Consider the following 18069-nt stretch of genomic DNA (forward strand, 5'->3'; position numbering starts at 1 on the left):
GTGCGTCGGGGCCAAAACAAACATGGCTTAAAGAAAATCAAACACGCGCTGTTGAGTTCTCAAGAAACAATCGCTCTTCCCGTACAAGCGCCAGAACCTCAGGTTCCGTCTGCTCTTCCGGAGAAGGCCTCTGCGTTTCCACCGCGTGAGCGGCTTCTACGCTGTGTTGTGTCTTTACTTTATCAGGTGTTCCGCGCCCCGCCAAATCGGCGTTTTCGCTTTCAAACCTGATCCGGAGAAAGAATTCCCGGTGCTTCTTCCGCTTCACGTTTCCGCTGGGCTTTCGAAGCAACTCCCCGAGCCTACATGCCCCGAGCGACTGCTCGAACCAGTGTGTTTCGGAGGAGGTGGACCGGCCCGCCCGCAGTGTTGTCCGCGTTCGTCTCGCTCGGTCTTGACCAACTGTACCGCTGGGGTGGAGTGCTCGTGACAGGTTTCCGAAAACTCTTCGGTGTCCTGGCCTACATCGCCGTGGAGCCGACCGGTCCCGGCCCCGAAGCCCCGTCCACCCGGGGCCCAGGGGATGACGTCCCCCTGAGCCCCCATGGGGGACCCGACCGCCTAGAGCTTCTCGATCGGGGCGTACTTGACCAGGAAGTCCTTCTCCCCGATGTCAGCGCCGAAGTCGATGCGGGCCTTGGTCTTGTCCCCGGCGCCGTCGACCAACTGCACCCGACCCATCCCGAAGGAGTCGTGGTTGACCAGGTCTCCCACACTGAGCGTGGGCGCCTCCTTGACGGCCTTCCTCCCACTTCCGAAGGGGCTTCCGAAACCGCCCCCGCCACCGAAGCCTCCCCCGGAGCGGCCTCCGATCGTGCGGCTGGGCGGGGCGGAGAGCGTCGACTCCGCACGCCGCCAGTCGACCAGTGCCGACGGGATCTCGTCCAGGAACCGGGACGCCGGGTTGTAGGAGGGCGTCCCCCAGGCGCTGCGCACGGCCGCGCGGCTGACGTACAGCCGCTGCTCGGCGCGCGTGATGCCCACGTACGCCAGGCGCCGCTCCTCCTCCAGCTCGGTCTTGTCCCCCAGCGTTCGCGTGTGCGGAAAGACCCCGTCCTCCATACCGGTGAGGAAGACGGCCGGGAACTCCAGCCCCTTCGCCGCGTGCAGGGTCATCAGGGTGACCACCCCGCCGTCGTCGTCCTCGTCGGGGATCTGGTCGGTGTCAGCGACCAGGGAGATGCGCTCCAGGAAGTCGACCAGGGTCGGTTCGCCCGGGTCGATGCCCTGGTTCTCCTCGCCCTCCAGCTCCGCCTCGTCCTCGATGAGCGCGGCGAAGGTGTGCTCGAACTCCCGGGCGACGTCGACGAACTCCTCCAGGTTCTCCACCCGGCTCTCGTCCTGGAGGTCCTTGGACTCCGCCAGTTCCGACAGGTAGCCCGTCTTGCTGAGCACAGCCTCGACGATCTCCGCCGGGGTGCTGCCCGGGACGACCTCCGCGAGCTCGTCCAACAGTGCGGTGAAGTTGCGGATCGCCTTGGCCGAACGGGTCGCCAGGCCCGGCGCCTCGTCCACGCGGCGCAGCGCCTTCGAGAACGAGACGCGTTCCCGCGCGGCGAGGAGCTCGATGGACTCCTCCGCCCGCGCGCCGATGCCGCGTTTGGGCACATTGAGGATGCGGCGCAGGCTCACCGTGTCCTCGGGATTGGCCAGCACCCGCAGGTAGGCGAGGATGTCGCGGATCTCCTTGCGCTCGTAGAAGCGCACACCGCCGACGATCTTGTACGGCAGCCCGGTCCGGATGAACACGTCCTCGAAGACGCGGGACTGCGCGTTGGTCCGGTAGAAGACCGCGACCTGGCTCGGCTTGACCACGCCCTCGTCGGTCAGCCGGTCGATCTCGCCGACGACGAAGGCCGCCTCGTCGTGCTCGTTGTCCGCGACGTATCCGGTGATCATCGGGCCCTCGCCCTGCTCCGACCACAGGTTCTTGGCCGGACGGCCCTCGTTCCGGTCGATCACCGTGTTGGCGGCGGAGAGGATGTTCTGGGTGGAGCGGTAGTTCTGTTCCAGCAGGATGGTCCGCGCGTTAGGGAAGTCGCGCTCGAACTCCAGGATGTTGCGGATGGTCGCGCCCCGGAAGGCGTAGATCGACTGGTCGGCGTCGCCCACCACGCAGAGTTCGGCGGGCGGGACCGCGCTGGTGTCGGAGCCCTCCGCCGCGCCGACGAGTTCGCGGACGAACGCGTACTGCGCGTGGTTGGTGTCCTGGTACTCGTCGACCATGACGTGCCGGAAGCGGCGCCGGTAGTACTCGGCCACGTCCGGGAACATCTGGAACAGGTTGACCGTGATCATGATCAGGTCGTCGAAGTCCATGGCGCCCGCCTCGAGCAGGCGGCGCTGGTAGAGCTGGTAGGCCTCCGCGAGCTTCTTCTCCTGCTCGGTCTGGGCCTGCTCCGCGTACGTGTCGTAGTCGACGAGCTCGTTCTTGAGGTTGGACACCTGGAAGCTGAAGGACTTGGGCGGGAACCGCTTGGGGTCCAGGTCCATCTCCTTGCAGACCATCTGCATGAGGCGCTGGGAGTCCGCGGCGTCGTAGATGGTGAAGCTGCTCGGGTAGCCGAGCCGGTGCGCCTCCCTGCGCAGGATGCGCACGCACGCCGAGTGGAAGGTCATGGTCCACATGGTGTTGGCGGCGCGGGTGCCGAGAAGGGCCTCGATGCGCTGCTTCATCTCGGCCGCGGCCTTGTTGGTGAAGGTGATCGCGAGGATCTCCCCCGGGCGTACCCCGCGTTCGGCCATGAGGTGGGCGATGCGGTGGGTGAGGACACGGGTCTTGCCCGATCCCGCACCCGCCACGATGAGGAGCGGCGCCCCCGCGTGGGTGACCGCGTCGCGCTGGGGACCGTTCAGACCTTCGAGAAGCTGTTCTTGGGAGGACACGCCTACCAGGTTACGGCCGACCGGTGACGTGACCGTCCACCCGGGGAGGTGCCCCTCCTCCCCTCCCGTCCCATCCGTCCGTCCCCCCTCTTCCCGCGCTCCCGTCCCGTGGGCGGTCCGCCGTCAACATGCGGTGCGGCCAGCGGCTTACCCTGTTGGAGGCGTTTTCGGCGGATGTCTCCGGTCGCGTGCGTGCCTCCCGTGAGGCACGACCGGCCACGGAACCTCCGGTCACGCCCCCACACCAACCAGGTCGTCCGCCTGGCTGGTCCATGTCCTGTTCGGGGGGAGATTGGTCTTGGCTGACCAGGAGTCCATGCGTGTGTTCGTCGACTGTGACCCGGGGATCGACGACGCCGTCGCACTCGCCTACCTGGCCGCGCGGCCTGAGGTGGAGATCGTCGGTGTCGGCGCGGTGTTCGGCAACAACACGGTCGAGGTGACGGCGCTGAACGCGTTGCGCCTGCTCGACCTGTACGGCCGCCCGGACGTTCCGGTGGCCGTGGGTGCCTCCCGGCCGCTGGTGCAGGAGCCGCGGCTGGCCGGGCACGTGCACGGCGAGAACGGCCTGGGCGACGTGAAGCTTCCGGAGCCCGTGCGTGAGCCGGTGGCCGAGTCCGCCGCCGAACTCCTCGTGCGTCTGGTGCGGGAGAACCCCGGGCGGATCGACGTGCTGGCCGTGGGTCCGCTGACCAACCTGGCACTGGCGCTCGGTCTGGAGCCGCGCCTGCCCCAGCTGGTGCGGCGCCTGGTCGTGATGGGCGGCGCCGTGGAGGTGCCCGGAAACGTCTCCTCGCACGCCGAGGCCAACATCGCCAACGACCCCGAGGCCGCCGAGGCGGTGTTCGCGGCCGGGTTCGACCTGGACCTGATCGCGCTCGACATCACCATGAGGACCGTGGCCACCGGTGCGTGGCTGGACCGGCTCCAGGAGGTGCCCGGCGCGCGGGCACAGAACACCTCCGCGTTCCTGGACTTCTACGCCGAGTTCTACCGGGGCATCTTCGGGGTGCGCCAGTGCGCGATGCACGACCCGCTGGCCGCGGCGGTGCTGGTCGACCCGCACCTGGTGACCGAGGCCTTCGAGGCTCCGGTGCGGGTGGAGCTGACCGGCGGGCTGACCCGTGGGATGACCGTGGCCGACCGTCGACTCCGTCCGAGCAACGACGAGCGCCGTGCCGCGCGGGTGGTCACCGAGGTGCGGGAGAACGAGTTCCTCGACCGCATGCTCGACTCGCTGCGCTGAGCGCTCTCCGGTCGCCGGCCCCCGGTCGCCCCGGTCTCGGTCGCCGGGCGACCGGGGCCGGTGACCGGACCCCGGGCGGGCTCAGACCAGGCGGCGGGCCGTGGCCCAGCGGCTGAGCTCGTGCCGGTTGGACAGTTGGAGCTTGCGCAGCACCGAGGAGACGTGCGTCTCGACCGTCTTGACCGAGATGAACAGCTCCTTGGCGACCTCCTTGTACGCGTAGCCGCGCGCGATGTGCCGCAGGACCTCGCGTTCGCGCTGGGTGAGGCGGTCCAGCTCGGGGTCGGCCGGGGGCGCGTCCGTCGCGGAGAAGGCGTCCAGCACGAACCCCGCCAGGCGCGGCGAGAACACCGCGTCGCCGTCCGCGACCCGCACGATGGCGTTGGCGAGGTCCTTGCCGGAGATGGTCTTGGTGACGTAGCCGCGCGCGCCCCCGCGCACCACGCCGATGACGTCCTCGGCGGCGTCGGAGACCGACAGGGCGAGGAAGCGGATCTGGGGGTGCTTCGCCAGGACCCGCCGCAACACCTCGACTCCCCCGCCGCCGGGCAGGTGCACGTCGAGGAGCACGAGATCGGGCAGGGTCTCCCCGATGACGTGCACCGCGCTGTCGACGTCCCCGGCCTCACCGATGACGTTGACGGCGTCCCCGAGCTCTCCGCGCACCCCGCTGCGGAACAGCCGGTGGTCGTCCACGATCACGACGCGGGGAACCGCGTCTCCGTCACTGAAGTTCGTGCTCTCTTCTCCCACACCTGGACCCTATCCAGCGAAGTCACCCGGGAGGTAGTGGCCCGCGTCGCTTCGCCCGTCCCTGACCCGAAGCGGCCACGGCCCCGTCGCCGGGCGGTCACCGCACCGTCTCCCGGGGTCACATGTCGGGGATGCGGGGCATGCGGAGCTGCACCTCGGTGCCCTCGCCGGGCTCGGTACGGATGCGCGCGGTCCCCCCGTGCCGCTCCATGCGTCCGACGATGGACCCGCGCACGCCCATGCGGTCCTCGGGGATGTCGTCCAGGTCGAACCCTGCGCCCCGGTCCCGCACGAACACCAGGACCTCCGTCTCGTCCACCTCCCCGAACACCGAGATGGTGTCCGTTCCGGCGTACTTGGAGGCGTTGACCATGGCCTCGCGGGCGGCGCGGAGCATCGCGCTGATGCCGTCGTCGATGGGCGCGTCCCCGACGCACACCACCTCGATCGGCACGCCGTGCTCCTCCTCGACCTCGGCGGCCACCCGCTCCAGGCCCGGTGTGACGGTGGTCTCCGCGTCGGCGGGGCGCTGGTACAGCCAGCTGCGCAGGGCGCGTTCCTGCACGCGGGCCAGGCGCTGCACCTCGCGGGGGTCGTCCGCGCGGCGCTGGATGAGGGTGAGCGTGTGCAGGACGGAGTCGTGGATGTGCGCGGCGAGTTCCGCGCGTTCGGCGTTGCGGATGCGCTCACGGCGCTCGGAGTCGCGTTCCCGGATGAGCCCGATGATCCAGGGGGCGACGATCAGCGCGATCCCGGTGATGAGCGTGAACGCGAAGGTCAGCCCCGCGCGGGCCTCCTGGAGCTGCTGTTGGAACACCAGAAAGCCGATGACGCCGACCACCACGAGCAGGACACCGGCGGTGGTCCGCATGATGCTCTTGGGCCGTGTGCGGCTGACCGTGCTGTTCATCCACTCGTTGCGTTCCGCGGGGTTGGCCTGCTGCCACAGGATGGTGGCCCCGAGGGCACCGAAGATGACGAACCACAGGAGCGGGTCGAAGACCCCGCCGAACACCAGGAACAGGAGGCCGAGTCCGGCGGCGAGCCCGACGTAGGCGATGAGCTGCGAGATGTCACGGCCCTTGCGCCGGGCGTCCGCGGCAGGTTCGGTCCCGTCGGCGCCGACCTCCTCCTTGGGAACGAGGAAGTACAGGGCCGCGTAGACGGCCACGCCGATCCCGCCGACGGCGAGCGCCATGAAGGCGAGGCGGACCACGACCGGGTCCAGCCCCAGGTGCCGGGCCAGCCCGGAGGCGACGCCGCCGAGGAGTCTGCCGTCGACCGCGCGGGTGAGCCGCGGGGTCTCCACGGCCGTCGTTGGCACCGCCCGATCACCGCTTTCGTGTGTGGCGCGACGCTCGTGGCCTGACGCGCGCGTGGTTGTGGACGGTTCCAGCATGCCCTGTGTGACCCTCGTGGGACATCGGGGGCGCGGCCCTGGCCCGGCCCTGGTGTTCCGGTCAGGGTGGGTTCAGGGTCGTCCCGGATTCCCCTCGCGACGCATCAGAGGTCACGATGGTTCCATGAGGAAAGTGTGGTGAGCGTCCATGTCTGACGGAGAGACGCCGACCGGGGCGTCGGCGGGGAGCGGTCCCCTCGGGGGCGGGGCCTTCGGGCACGGCTTCTCGGAGGACGGCTCCGCGCGGACCGGGGCCGGGTCCTCCGAGGGCGTCGCCACGGAGAGCGGCCCGGGGGGTGACGCACCCGACCCGGTGACCGGCCCCGAGCTGCGCCGCGACGACCAGCGTCAGGCCCTGGCCGGGGTGTGCGCCGGGTTGGGCGCGTACACGCGGGTGGACCCCGTGGTGTGGCGCGCGGCCTTCGTGCTCACCGCGTTCGCCGGTGGCACGGGGTTGCTGCTGTACATCGCGGCGTGGATGCTCATGCGGGACCCCCAGGGCGGTCCGGCGACCTTCGAGCAACTGCTGAACCGAAGCTTTCCACCGCGGGCGGTGCTGAAACTGCTGACCCTCGGCCTGGCCGGGGCGACCGCGCTCAGCCTGGTGGGCGGGTTCGGCTGGGGAACGCTGGTGTTGGCGATCCCGCTGGTGCTGGGGTTGCTGACCGCGAGGAACCGGGGGGTGGACCTGCGGTCCTCGATGCTCGGCCTGCGTGCGGACCTGGCCACGCGGGAGCCGCCGCCCACGGGACCGCTGCCGCAGCCGGTGCCCGCCTACTACAACCCGGCCCAGCCGTGGGCCTCGGCCCCGCAGGGCCCGGTGGACCTGGCGGTGGTGTCCGAGCGCACGTCGTTGGACGCCGACGACGACGAAGACGACGCTGACGAGGACGAGGACGAGGACGACGAGGAGCGGGGGAAGGCGCCGAAGGGCGCGGGCCACCACGGCGGCTGCCGTGGCGACGGGACCGGCCACGGGTCGAAGCCGCGTTCCTCGCCTCTGGCCTCGCACGCGCTGTGGACCGTGGTCGCCATGGCGGTCCTGTGGCCGGTGGCCGCTCCGCACCTCGGTCCGCCCGTCTCCGAGGCGAGCGCCGCGCAACTGCTGGTGGGGCCGGAGCTCGGTGTCTACTTCATGGCCGCCGTGGTGGCGGTGTTCGGTCTGTACGCGCTGGTCGGGACCTGGGTGGGCAACCCCCGGGGTCTGATGGTCCTCGGCGCGCTCGCCGTTCTGGGTGCGGTCCTGGTGTCCTCGGTCGACGTCACCCGGACACGGATCGGTGACGAGCTCTGGCGGCCGACGACCGTCGCTGAGGCGCGGTCGGACGACCAGTGGCTGAACGTGGGTGCGGGGACGCTGGACCTCACGGCCCTGCCCGCCGAGCTCGGCCCGGGTGGGTCCGTGGACGTGGCGGTCCGGGTGGACGTGGGGAGCCTGGTCCTGGTGATCCCCGAGGACGCCCGCGTCCACGTGGTGTCGGAGGTGACGGCGGGTGCGATCGGGGTCGGGAGCGTGGCCCCCGACGGCGACTTCGTGGCCGGGCTGGGCCTCGCCCACGAGGAGACCTTCGACCCGTCGAAGCCCGTGCGGAGCTCGGGACCGGCCGAGGAGACGGAGCGTCGGGACGGGGCTGGCCGGGACGAGCTCCCGGTCATCAACGTGCACGCGAGCAGCAGGGCCGGGACAGTGGAGGTGCGGTATGACCAAGCGGGGAACTGACTGGGGATCGCTCGTCGCGGGAGTGCTGTTCCTGGGGCTCGCGGTCGCGTTCGCCGTCCGCGGCAGCGGTGAGTGGGAGCCGAACGTGATGTGGCTGCTGCCGGTGCTGGCGGTGGGCCTGGGCGTGGCGGCGGTGGCGCGGGCGCTGTTCCGGTCGCGCCCCCGTGAGTCGGAGGAGCTGCCGCCCACGCATCCCCCTTCGGACCAGGGCTGATCCGCCCCCGAGGGAGCGGGACGCGTGACCACGGAGAAGGGGCGCCCTCCTCGGAGGGCGCCCCTTCCGCGTGCCCGGCGACCGTCCGACGACCGGATGGGTGAATGAGGGCGACCGGTGCTCCCGGCCCCGAAGCCCTGACCGAAACCCCGGGGGCGGATCGCCGGGTTCCGGTTCCCGGTGATCCGTCGGTCCGTGGTCGGTGGGTGGTGGTCGGACGGCCGCCGCTACTCGGGGCGGTGCTCGGCGATCGCGGCGAACTCCTCGATGCCGAGGGACTCCCCGCGTGCGCTCGGCTGCACCCCGGCGGCCCGGAGCGCTGCCTCGGCCGCGGGGGCCGATCCCGCCCAGCCGGACAGGGCGGCGCGCAGGGTCTTGCGGCGCTGGGCGAAGGCCGCGTCGATCACCTTGAAGACCTCCCTGCGCGGGGCCTTCGTGCTGGGCTCCGGGCGGCGGACCAGTTCCACCAGACCGGAGTCGACGTTGGGCGCGGGCCAGAAGACGTTCCGACCGACAGCTCCGGCCCGGCGTGCGCTGGCGTACCAGGCGACCTTCGCGGAGGGCACCCCGTAGATGCGGCCGCCCGGGGTCGCGGTGATCCGGTCCGCGACCTCGGCCTGCACCATGACCAGCACCCGCTCCAGGCTCGGCAGGAGTTCGAGCAGGTGCAGCAGGACCGGCACGGAGACGTTGTAGGGCAGGTTGGCCACGAGCGCGGTGGGCGCCGGGCCGGGCAGTTCGGTGACGCGCATGGCGTCGCCGGGGACCACCGTGAGCCGGTCGACGAGGTCGGGCGCGTGGTCCGCGACGGTGCCGGGCAGCGCCTCGGCCAGTGCCGGGTCGATCTCGATCGCGGTGACCCGGCGTACGTGCGGGAGCAGGGCGAGGGTGAGCGAGCCGAGTCCGGGTCCCACCTCGACGACCACGTCGTCGGCGCCGACGCCCGCGACGCGGACGATCCGGCGGACGGTGCCGTGGTCGATGACGAAGTTCTGGCCCAGGGTCTTGGTGGGCCGGATACCGAACCGCTCAGCGAGGGCCCGCACGTCGGCGGGGGTGAGCAGGCGGGAACGGTCGGCGGGGTCGGGTTCGGGTGTCTGTGTCACCCACACATCTTGCCAGCCGCCGCCCACCCGCTCATCCACACCGAGTACGGTCGGACGCCCCCTCGCACCACCGGCCGGACCAGCCGCGTCGCGCCGTCGGATCGGGTGGCGGGTCGGGCAGCGGGTCGGGCCGATGGCTCCGGTCACTCGAAGAGGTGGACGCCGCAGTGCGGCCACTGGCTCTGCCAGTTCCCTCCGACGGAGTCGTAGAGCTGCTGGGCGCGCTGGGTCTGTTCGGCGGCGCTGGCGTCGGAGGGCAGTCCGGTGCCGCCGACCGAGGACCAGGTGCTCGGGCTGAACTGGTAGAGCCCGTAGTAGCCGCCCGCCGAGTTCACGGCGGAGGCGTCGCCTCCGGACTCGCACTGGGCCAGTCCGGCCCAGTTGAGGGCGCCCGCCGCACCGCTCGCCTCGCCGGGATCGTCCTCCTCGACCCTGGTGCCGATCTCCACGAGCCCCTCGACGGGTTCGGTGACGACCTTCTCGGAGAGTTCGTGGTCGACCTCCTCACCGTGGCGCAGGACGCGGAGGGTGGTGACCTCCTTGAGCCCGTCCTCGGGCTCGGTGACGACCTCGCGTTCGCCCTCGGGGAGGTCGGGGTTCTCGCGTTCGACCGTCTCGGCCTCGATCACCACCTCCTCGGTCCCGGGTTCACCGAGGGCGGGCAGGACGCGCACCACCATGTCGGGTTCGGCTGGCTCGTCCGGTTCCGGGGAGACGATGTCGTGCTCACCGGTCTCGACTCCGGCGGCGCTGAGGACGTCCGCGACGGTCGCGCCGGTGGTGCGGGTCTCGGAGCGGACGGTGTCGTACATGACGACCATGCGGGGCGCGCGTTCGGCGGTCACCGTGAGGCCGCCCTCGGGGATCGGGGTGTCGTGCTCCTGGGAGAGTTCGACGCCCTCGGGGTCGAGGCCGATCTGCTGGAGTGCCTCGTCGAGGGTGGCGGCGTGCACCCTGTGGCTGACTTCGTGGCCGTCGAGGTCGAGGGTGATCTCACGGGGCGAGCGGACGACCACGTGGTCGCCGCCGGTCACCTCGGTGTCCGGGGAGGGTGCGACCACGTCGTGTTCACCGAGTTCGATCCCGGCGGAGTCGAGGACGTCCTGGACGCTGTCCCCGAAGGTGCTGACCTCGTGCTCCCGCCCGTCGGCGTCGAGCAGGACGGTCTTCTCAACAGCCAGGGCGGCGCCCCCGCCCGCCAGGACCAGGACGATCGCGACGACGCCCGCCATGGCCGGCAGGGGGAGGACAAGGGACGCCCTGGGGCGCCGACGCCTGCGGGAACGGCGCTGGGATCCGTTCTTCCCGAATTCTCTGGGCATGACTTCCGAGCCCTTCTTCAAGGGGTGGTCGGTGGGAGTCCTCGGTGGTGGAGGGGCCTTCGAGGGCCGAACACGGTCACATTAACACCAGGCGAGCAAGGATTTTTTGTATGGCCCGAAAACCATTACCCTGCAAATCGCGCATTTCCTCCTATTCCTTTTCCCGGCCCCGCCCCGCGCGACGGCCTGGCGTCGGGGCGGCGTAGCCTGCACAATGAACCGAACGCCGTTCTAGTAACCCACCGTTCCCGTCAGCCGTCGTTCCGGCCCCACCGTTCCACGCACCACCCGCCCCACAGTCACCTCTCCCGACCCACGCCCCGGAGGCACCACCATGGGACCCCTCAACGGAATCCGCGTCATCGAGTTCACCGGCATCGGACCGGCGCCGATGGCCGGGATGCTCCTCGCCGACATGGGGGCCAGCGTCATCCGGATCGACCGCCCCGGGGCCGCCGAGGCCATGACCTCCGGCGCCACCGGACCGCACATGAGCGAGGGCCGCGCCGTGCTCGGCGCCGACCTCAAGTCCGAGGAGGGGATCGCCCGCGCCCGCGAGCTCGTCTCCCGCGCCGACGTCCTCCTGGAGGGCTTCCGCCCCGGCGTGATGGAACGGCTGGGCCTGGGCCCCGACGACTGCCTGGAGCTGAACCCGGGCCTGGTGTACGCGCGCGTCACCGGCTGGGGCCAGGAGGGACCGCTGGCGCACACCGCCGGGCACGACATGAACTACGTGTCCGTGAACGGCGCCCTGCACTCCATCGGACGCGCGGACGGGCCTCCGGTCCCCCCGATCAACCTGCTCGGTGACTTCGCTGGCGGCACCATGTTCGCGGTCACCGGTGTACTGGCGGCCCTCCTGGAGCGGCGGGGCTCCGGACTCGGCCAGGTCGTGGACGCGGCGATGGTGGACGGCAGCTCCCTGCTGATGTCGATGGTGCACGAGGACCGCGCGCGGGGTTCGTGGACCGACGAACGCGGCACCAACTACCTGGACACAGGGGCGCCCTGGTACGACGTCTACGAGTGCGCCGACGGCCGCCACCTGTCCGTGGCCTGCATCGAGCCGCAGTTCTACGCCGCGTTCCTCGCGGGGACGGGGCTGGACGGCGAGGAGCTGCCCGAGCAGTGGGACACCGAGGGGTGGCCCCGGCTTCGGGCACGCTTCGCGGAGGTGCTGCGCACGCGCGACCGCGACGAGTGGGGTGCGGTCTTCGAGGGGACCGACGCCTGCGTGGCGCCGATCCTGTCGCTGGCGGAGGCCCCCGACCACCCGCACGTCCGGGCCCGTGGCGCGCTCGTGCGGGAGGGCGACCGGGTCGTGGCCGGCCCCGCGCCGAGGTTCGGCCGCACCCCCGGTGAGGTCACCCGGGGGCGCCCGCTGCCCGACGCCGACGCCACCCTGAAGGAGTGGGGCCTCACCCCCTGAGCCCTGTGGCCCGGGACTCGCGCCCCGGCACTCGGCTGGCCCCGGGGCCCCGCGGCGGCCCCGGAACCTCCCCGGATCCCCCCTTCCGGAGCCCCTGACCGGAATCGCCGTTTTCCCCGCTCAGAGGCGTGTGATCACTAGGGTGGGCGACCAGTGAGGTGATCGCGATCGGGGGGACCGCCATGTCACCGAGTCGACGGCTCGGCCTGCGCTCGGAACGGTGTGCAACCGGAGGGCGTGCCCGAGAACGGCCTGGGCACCCCGGCCGACGCCCCGGCGGGCGCCTGTACGCCCTCCTGCTGGTGGTGGCGGCCCTGATCTGCACGGCCCCCGCCGCCGCGAGCTCCGCGGGCTCACCCGAACTCGACCCTGGCCGCGCCGGCCCGCCCGGCGGCCCGGTCGTGCTGGTGGGCGTGCCGGGGCTGCTCTGGGAGGACGTCACCCCCGAGCACACGCCCACGCTGTGGGAACTGGCCGAGGCCGGGGCGATCGGCAACGTGTCCATTCGCACCGCCAACTCCCGGACCTGCCCCACGGACGGCTGGCTCTCCGTCTCGGCGGGGCAGCGCTCCCTGTCCGACCGGGAGCGCTTCACCGTGTGCGAGCCCGCGCCGGAGCCGGTGGTGGACGGTTCGGGCGCGACCGTCCCGGGGTTCCGGGACTTCGCGGAGCAGAACGCGCGGTCGGTGTTCGCCGCCCCCGTGGGCCTGCTCGGGCAGACCGTGCGCGGCCAGGGCGGTCTCACCCTGGCCGCCGGGCCGGGGGCCGCCCTGGGCGCCGCCGACGAGTCGGGCCGGGTGGACCACTACGTCGACTCGGCGCGGGACCTCTCCCAGGAGCGCCTGAGTGGCGTCTCCCTCGCGGCCGTGGAGCTGCCCGAGCTCACCAGCCTCTACCCGGCCGACTCCGAGGACGGGGACGAGCCGCAGGAGGCCAACCCGGAGGACGTTCCCGAGCAGGTCCGCGAGGACACCCTGGAGACCCTCGACTCTCGGCTCTCGGCTCTGATCGGGAACCTGCCCGGCGGCGCCACCCTGATGGTGGTCGGGGTCTCCATGGACACCGGGCCCTCACAGCTGACCGTCGCCCTCACCGGGGAGGTGACCGACCAGGGACTGGTCGGTCCCGCCTCCTACCTGGCCTCGGAGTCGACGCGTCGCCCCGGGCTGGTGGCTCTGACCGACACCACCGTGACGGTGCTGGCCGAACTGGGGTTGGACGCGGGTGTGCCCACCGGCGGACGGGTGTGGCAGACCGCCGACCGCCCCCAGCCCGTGGAGGAGGCGGTGGTCCGCCTGGTGGACTTCAACACCGCCGCCGTGGTGGTCGGCGCGGCGATCCCCGGCTTCTTCAGCGGGCTGGTCGCCATCCAGCTGCTCATCTACGCGGCGGCGGCCTACGCCATGCACCGGTACTCCTGGGGCGAGCGCGGCAAGCGGGCCGTGGTGCTGTCGGTGACCCGGGTCGTGGCCCTGGCGGGCGCGGCCTTCCCCGTGGCGAGCTACCTGGCCAACCTCATCCCGTGGTGGGCGACGCAGCTCCCGCCGCTGGCGCTGCTGGCCTCGGTTCTGGCCGTGGACGCCCTGGTCGTGGCGCTGGCGGTGGCAGGACCGTGGCGCCGGACGATCCTCGGACCGATGACGGTGGTGGCGGGCGCGACCACCCTCGTGCTCTTCCTCGACCTCTGCTTCGGCGCCCACCTCCAGATGAACTCGCCCACCGGGTACTCACCGATCGTGGCGGGGCGTTTCTACGGGATAGGGAACATCGCCTTCGCGACCTTCGCGACCGGCATGCTGATGGCGGTCGCGGGCATCTCCCACTCGCTGATATCGCGGGGCAGGCGGCGCGCCGCAGTGGTCACGACCCTGCTGGTGGGTACCGCCTCGGTGCTGATCATCGGCTGGCCGGGGCTGGGCACGGACTTCGGCGGCGTGATCGCGCTGATCCCCGGCCTCGCGGTGACGACGATGATGATCGCCGGGGTGCGGATCACCGCCCTGCGCCTGGCGGCGGTGGGCGCGGTCTCGGTCACCTCGATCTCCCTGCTCGCCTGGATGGACTACCTGCGGCCGGTGGAGGACCGCAGCCACTTCGGCGCGTTCGCGGAGCAGGTGCTGAACGGGGACGCAGGGACGGTGCTGGCCCGCAAGCTGGGAGCCATGCTGGGCACCCTTGGCAACTGGCACCTCACCCTGTTGGCCGCCGGGGCCCTGGTCTTCCTGTTCGCCGTCCTCAACCGGCCGGGGAAGTGGCGGATCGGCGCGCTCCAGCGGGCCTACGAGTACGCCCCGACGCTCCGGGCCGGTCTGACGGGTTCCCTGGTGACGGCCCTGGTGGGCTTCGCGGCCAACGACTCCGGCGTGGCCATCCCCGCGCTGGCGCTGACCGTGGCGGTCCCGCTCACGCTGTCCGCGTGTGTGTGGGCGCTCCAGCAGCGGGAGCGGGAGCCCGCGGAGGTCCCGAGGGAGACCTCCTACGTCCCCAAGGCGTGACCCATACACCAGGAATCCGAGTAGCGGTCAACCGGCGGGGGCACGACCTGGCGTCGCTCCCGTCACGAAACGGCCACGGCCCTGTGGTAAAGTCCGAGGTTGGACGGCCCCGACGCCAACGCGTCCCAGCGCCCTGACGGCGCGCCGGGAGGAGTCGGGTCCGCCGGGGACCACCGGCCCAGCCACGGTCCCCGCCGCGGCCCACCGGGGAATGCCCGCCGTCGCGGGCGGGTTCTCACTGGCGGAGGGCCCGGCCCGGCCGCCGGCTCCCGCAGGATGGCCGAGCACGGGGACACCATGAACCGCGCCCTCGTCGCACGACGCAAGTCACACCGATGACACACGGCACCAGGAACGCCTGGCCCAGGCCAGGCGTTGTAGGGATGCCGTGCTTTTCCGAGCAAACCAGGCGAGAAAGGCGTTTCCTCCCCGGTTCGCAGCCCGGGGCACCACGCAAGGAACTTGATGAACCATCAGCTTGGCTCACGCGGTAACGCAACCATCGCACCGGTCACCGCACGTCCCCGGTGGGGAGACGCGCGGCCTGCCTCGACGACCCGTGGGGCACGGCCCGAGTACGCCGGAGTCGCCATGCCCGACCTGATCATTTCCTCCACCCTCCACGAGGCCGGACGAGTCCTGGCCCTGGACGGGGAGATCGACATGGCCACCGAGAACCGCTTCCAGGAGGCGGTCACGGAGGCGCTGACCACGCAGCCCTTCGGTCGCGTCGTGCTGGACTGCGCCGACCTGCGGTTCATCGACTCCAGTGGGCTGCGCGTGCTGATCCGCGCTCACAAGGCCGCCAAGGAACAGCAGGCCCTCCTGGTGATCGCCGCTCCGGTGCCGCGCGTCATGCAGACCCTGCGCGTCACCTCGCTGGACACCCGTATCCCGGTGTTCGCCTCGGTCGCCCTGGCGCTCAGCGCCCCGCAGACCGCCCAGTAGCCGCACCCGCCTCCGGGCACCACGAAGGCCCCGCGTCAGGACGCGGGGCCTGTCTTCGTGTGTGGGGCCGGTGTCCTCCGGTCAGAAGAACAGCAGCCACACGCCCAGAAGGGTGACGGCGACGTTCACCAGCAGGAACACTCCGACCCACAGGGTGCCCGGCAGTCCGGTGAGCCGGGCCAGCTGGTCCGCGTCGGAGTGCGGGGAGGGGTTGCGCACGCGCTGCGACTGGAGCTCGATGACCGGGCGCACCCCGGCGAACAGCAGGAACCAGATGAACAGGTAGGCGAAGGCCCCCTGGACCTCGTCCGGGGTGAACCAGCTGACGCCGAAGACCACCGCTCCGGTGACGACGATCGACAGCACGCCGTAGAAGTTGCGGATCATGAGCAGCATGGCGGCGAGCACGACGATGCTCAGCCACAGCAGCGCGGTGATGTAGCCCGCCTTCAGCATCATGATGCCGAGCAGGCCGATCACGCTCGGGGCGACGTAGCCCGCGAAGACCGTGAGGATCATGCCGATGCCGGTGGGCCTGCCCCGGGAGACCGTCACCCCGGACGTGTCCGAGTGCAGCCGGATCCCGGTCAGCTGACGTCCGCTGAGCAGGGCCACGAGCGCGTGCCCGCCCTCGTGGGCGATGGTGACGACGTTACGGGCCACGCGCCAGGGCGGGCCCAGCAGCACGGCCGCCAAAGCCACCACGGCGGCCGTGACGATGATCCACTGTTCCGGATCGGGCTGGCCGGTCACCACGTCCTGCCACACGTCGCCCAAGCTCGTTCCCACCACTGGTCTCCCGACTTCCCGCATCGACCGGTGCGCGCCCGCCACCGGAACTCCTGTCAGCGGGCCCGCTCACCCGGCGCCGCGGCGGCTGGGAGGCGCGGGGGAACGCGGCCCTTGCCGAACTTTAGGGCATTTCGGAGAGTGCCGTGTGTGTCGGTCGAGCACCGGCCGGACCGAAACGGGGTGCCGGTCCGGGCTTCGGTGAACTGCTCGAACGGCCGGACCGGCCCGGGGGGCGACCGCCGTCAGACCTCCTCGGCCTCGGCCACCGCCTTCAGCCGCTCCAGAGTCCGGACGATCCCCCTGGCGTTGCGCGCGGGGGATCCGCTCAGGACGTGGAAGGCGGTCTGGCCCCGCGAGTAGTCGAAGGTCTCGGTGACGAGGGTCCCGCCCTCGGGCAGTTCGCGGAGCTCGTAGCGCCAGCGGTGCGAGCCCACGTGCTTCCAGGCGATGAGCCGCCCCTCCTCGAACTCCACCACGCGGTTGGTCATCCGGTAGGGGAGGCCGAGCATCTTCATGTCCATGCCGAACTCGGAGCCCAGTTCCAGCCGCTCCGGGCCGTGCTGCGCGCCCTGGACGGTGCCGGAACCGTCGATCACGGCGTGCTGGGACGGTGTGGCGACGAGGTCGAAGATCCGCTTGGCCGGGGCGTCGACGACGACGCTCCGGGCCACCATGTGTTTGGGCATGACGGAATCATGTCACCGTCGCGGACCACTCCCCCACCGGGGCTGTCGGGCGGGGTTCACTCGCGCACCTCGTGCCGCTCGACCCCGGCCAGCTCCCCCTCCGAGGAGACGTGCACCACCCAGAACGAGCCCTTGCGCAGGCCGCGCTGCTGCGACAGTGGCGCGCCCAGCCGGGTCAGGGCCTCGGTGAGCAGGTGCGGGACCAGTTCACCGTGGGTGCACACGACCGTCGGCCGTCGCTCGTCCAGGACGCGCCCGATGACCTCCCGGGCCTCCTCCACGTCGTATCCCCCGACCTCGCTCCCCACCGTGAGGGCGCGCTCGGTCCTCAGGGGGACGTCGCACTCGACCGTCAGCGGGAGCAGGGACTCCGTGCAGCGGGCCGCCGACGAGGACACCGCGCGCAGGCTCCCGTAGGCGCCGAGCACCCGGGGCAGGGCCAGGGCGTCGGCGCGGCCGGTCGCGTCGAGCGGTCGCAGCAGGTCGCTGTCGTTCCAGGAGCGCTTCTCCCCCGCCGACAGGTGGCGCAGCAGGATGACCGGGAAGGTCCGGGCGGGCCCGACCCGGAAGTTGTCGATCACCTGGACGTCGTGGTCGTAGGTGAGGCGGGTGCGGGCCTCCTCGACGGCGACCCACTCGACCGTCTCCACCTCCTCGTTGGGTTCGTAGTCGATCACCCCGCCCGGCTGCGCCGGGGTGGCCGCCCACCACTCGACCTGCTTGGGCCAGCCGTCCTTGAGGTAGCGCTGCGGCGGGAGGCGGCGCCCCATGACGGGGGTCAGGCCGGTCTCCTCCTCGACCTCGCGGACGGCGCCGATGATGGGGTGCTCGCCGTTCTTGAGCTTGCCCTTGGGCAGGGTCCAGTCGCCCCGGTCCGGGCGCCGGATGAGGACGACCTCCCGGCCGGCGGGGCCGTCGCGCCAGAGCACGGCCCCACCCGCGCGGATGGGCTCCAGGTAGCCGCCCACCGCGGTGTCGCGCGGAGGGAAGGCGCTGGTCATGCGGATCTCGGGGTCGTTCGTGCGCGGGGGTACCGCCTCGGGGCCCCCGTGACCGGCCCCGTACTCGTGGGT

The 18069-nt window shown here is 71.6% G+C and carries 15 protein-coding genes; 7 read left to right on the forward strand and 8 right to left on the reverse strand.

The features are described 5' to 3' along the window. On the forward strand, positions 1 to 231 hold a 231-nt coding region (locus ACFW3L_RS09640), incomplete at its 5' end, for a hypothetical protein (RefSeq protein WP_378738335.1). Positions 232 to 561: 330 nt separating this feature from the next. Here the strand turns inward: ACFW3L_RS09640 and pcrA are convergent. Continuing rightward, positions 562 to 2886, reverse strand: a complete 2325-nt coding sequence (pcrA, locus tag ACFW3L_RS09645; RefSeq protein WP_378738337.1) for a DNA helicase PcrA — start codon at positions 2884 to 2886, stop codon at positions 562 to 564. 316 nt (positions 2887 to 3202) lie between these two features. Here pcrA and ACFW3L_RS09650 point away from each other — a divergent pair, with 316 nt between their 5' ends. Next, complete coding sequence (locus tag ACFW3L_RS09650; protein ID WP_378739034.1) at positions 3203 to 4132, forward strand: nucleoside hydrolase; 930 nt, start codon at positions 3203 to 3205, stop codon at positions 4130 to 4132. Positions 4133 to 4213: 81 nt separating this feature from the next. On the opposite strand, the gene ACFW3L_RS09655 is transcribed toward ACFW3L_RS09650, so the two are convergent. Further along, positions 4214 to 4885, reverse strand: a complete 672-nt coding sequence (locus tag ACFW3L_RS09655) for a response regulator (RefSeq protein ID WP_378738339.1) — start codon at positions 4883 to 4885, stop codon at positions 4214 to 4216. A gap of 118 nt (positions 4886 to 5003) precedes the next feature. Next, the gene (locus tag ACFW3L_RS09660; RefSeq protein WP_378738341.1) at positions 5004 to 6209 is read right to left on the reverse strand and encodes a PspC domain-containing protein; all 1206 of its coding nucleotides are present in this window, start codon (positions 6207 to 6209) and stop codon (positions 5004 to 5006) included. A 223-nt stretch (positions 6210 to 6432) separates the two neighbouring features. Between ACFW3L_RS09660 and ACFW3L_RS09665 the strand changes: the two genes are divergently transcribed. Then, complete coding sequence (locus ACFW3L_RS09665) at positions 6433 to 8004, forward strand: PspC domain-containing protein (RefSeq protein ID WP_378738343.1); 1572 nt, start codon at positions 6433 to 6435, stop codon at positions 8002 to 8004. Beyond that, on the forward strand, positions 7985 to 8218 hold the full coding sequence (locus tag ACFW3L_RS09670) for a hypothetical protein (RefSeq protein ID WP_378738345.1): 234 nt from the start codon (positions 7985 to 7987) through the stop codon (positions 8216 to 8218). Before ACFW3L_RS09665 ends, ACFW3L_RS09670 begins: the two co-directional genes overlap by 20 nt. A 227-nt stretch (positions 8219 to 8445) precedes the next feature. Here the strand turns inward: ACFW3L_RS09670 and rsmA are convergent, their stop codons facing one another. Together rsmA and ACFW3L_RS09680 are read right to left on the reverse strand one after the other, a co-directional pair. Beyond that, the gene (gene rsmA, locus ACFW3L_RS09675; protein ID WP_378739036.1) at positions 8446 to 9330 is read right to left on the reverse strand and encodes a 16S rRNA (adenine(1518)-N(6)/adenine(1519)-N(6))-dimethyltransferase RsmA; all 885 of its coding nucleotides are present in this window, start codon (positions 9328 to 9330) and stop codon (positions 8446 to 8448) included. 137 nt (positions 9331 to 9467) lie between these two features. Further along, positions 9468 to 10556 (reverse strand): ubiquitin-like domain-containing protein, encoded by a 1089-nt coding sequence (locus tag ACFW3L_RS09680; protein WP_378738347.1) that lies wholly within the window; start codon positions 10554 to 10556, stop codon positions 9468 to 9470. A gap of 424 nt (positions 10557 to 10980) precedes the next feature. On the opposite strand from ACFW3L_RS09680, the gene ACFW3L_RS09685 reads away from it, so the two are divergent. The 3 genes from ACFW3L_RS09685 to ACFW3L_RS09695 all read left to right on the forward strand — a co-directional run bounded on the left by ACFW3L_RS09685 (position 10981) and on the right by ACFW3L_RS09695 (position 15518). Beyond that, positions 10981 to 12075 carry a CaiB/BaiF CoA transferase family protein gene (locus ACFW3L_RS09685; protein ID WP_378738349.1) on the forward strand — a complete coding sequence of 365 codons (1095 nt, stop codon included), beginning with the start codon at positions 10981 to 10983 and terminating at the stop codon, positions 12073 to 12075. A gap of 182 nt (positions 12076 to 12257) precedes the next feature. Next, positions 12258 to 14570 carry a hypothetical protein gene (locus ACFW3L_RS09690; protein WP_378738351.1) on the forward strand — a complete coding sequence of 771 codons (2313 nt, stop codon included), beginning with the start codon at positions 12258 to 12260 and terminating at the stop codon, positions 14568 to 14570. Positions 14571 to 15161: 591 nt separating this feature from the next. After that, entirely contained in the window at positions 15162 to 15518 is a 357-nt protein-coding gene (locus tag ACFW3L_RS09695; protein WP_378738353.1) for an STAS domain-containing protein, read from the forward strand. 81 nt (positions 15519 to 15599) lie between these two features. On the opposite strand, the gene ACFW3L_RS09700 is transcribed toward ACFW3L_RS09695, so the two are convergent. The 3 genes from ACFW3L_RS09700 to ACFW3L_RS09710 form a co-directional block, all read right to left on the reverse strand. Then, a complete protein-coding gene (locus tag ACFW3L_RS09700) occupies positions 15600 to 16331 on the reverse strand; it encodes a M50 family metallopeptidase (protein WP_378739038.1) in 732 nt (243 codons plus the stop codon). 221 nt (positions 16332 to 16552) lie between these two features. Then, complete coding sequence (locus ACFW3L_RS09705) at positions 16553 to 16996, reverse strand: SRPBCC family protein (RefSeq protein ID WP_378738355.1); 444 nt, start codon at positions 16994 to 16996, stop codon at positions 16553 to 16555. A gap of 56 nt (positions 16997 to 17052) precedes the next feature. Next, complete coding sequence (locus tag ACFW3L_RS09710) at positions 17053 to 17997, reverse strand: NUDIX domain-containing protein (protein ID WP_378739041.1); 945 nt, start codon at positions 17995 to 17997, stop codon at positions 17053 to 17055. Positions 17998 to 18069: the final 72 nt, after the last annotated feature.

Origin of the sequence: Nocardiopsis sp. NPDC058789, assembly GCF_042745575.1 — a bacterium.
Taxonomy (GTDB): Bacteria; Actinomycetota; Actinomycetes; order Streptosporangiales; family Streptosporangiaceae; genus Nocardiopsis; species Nocardiopsis eucommiae.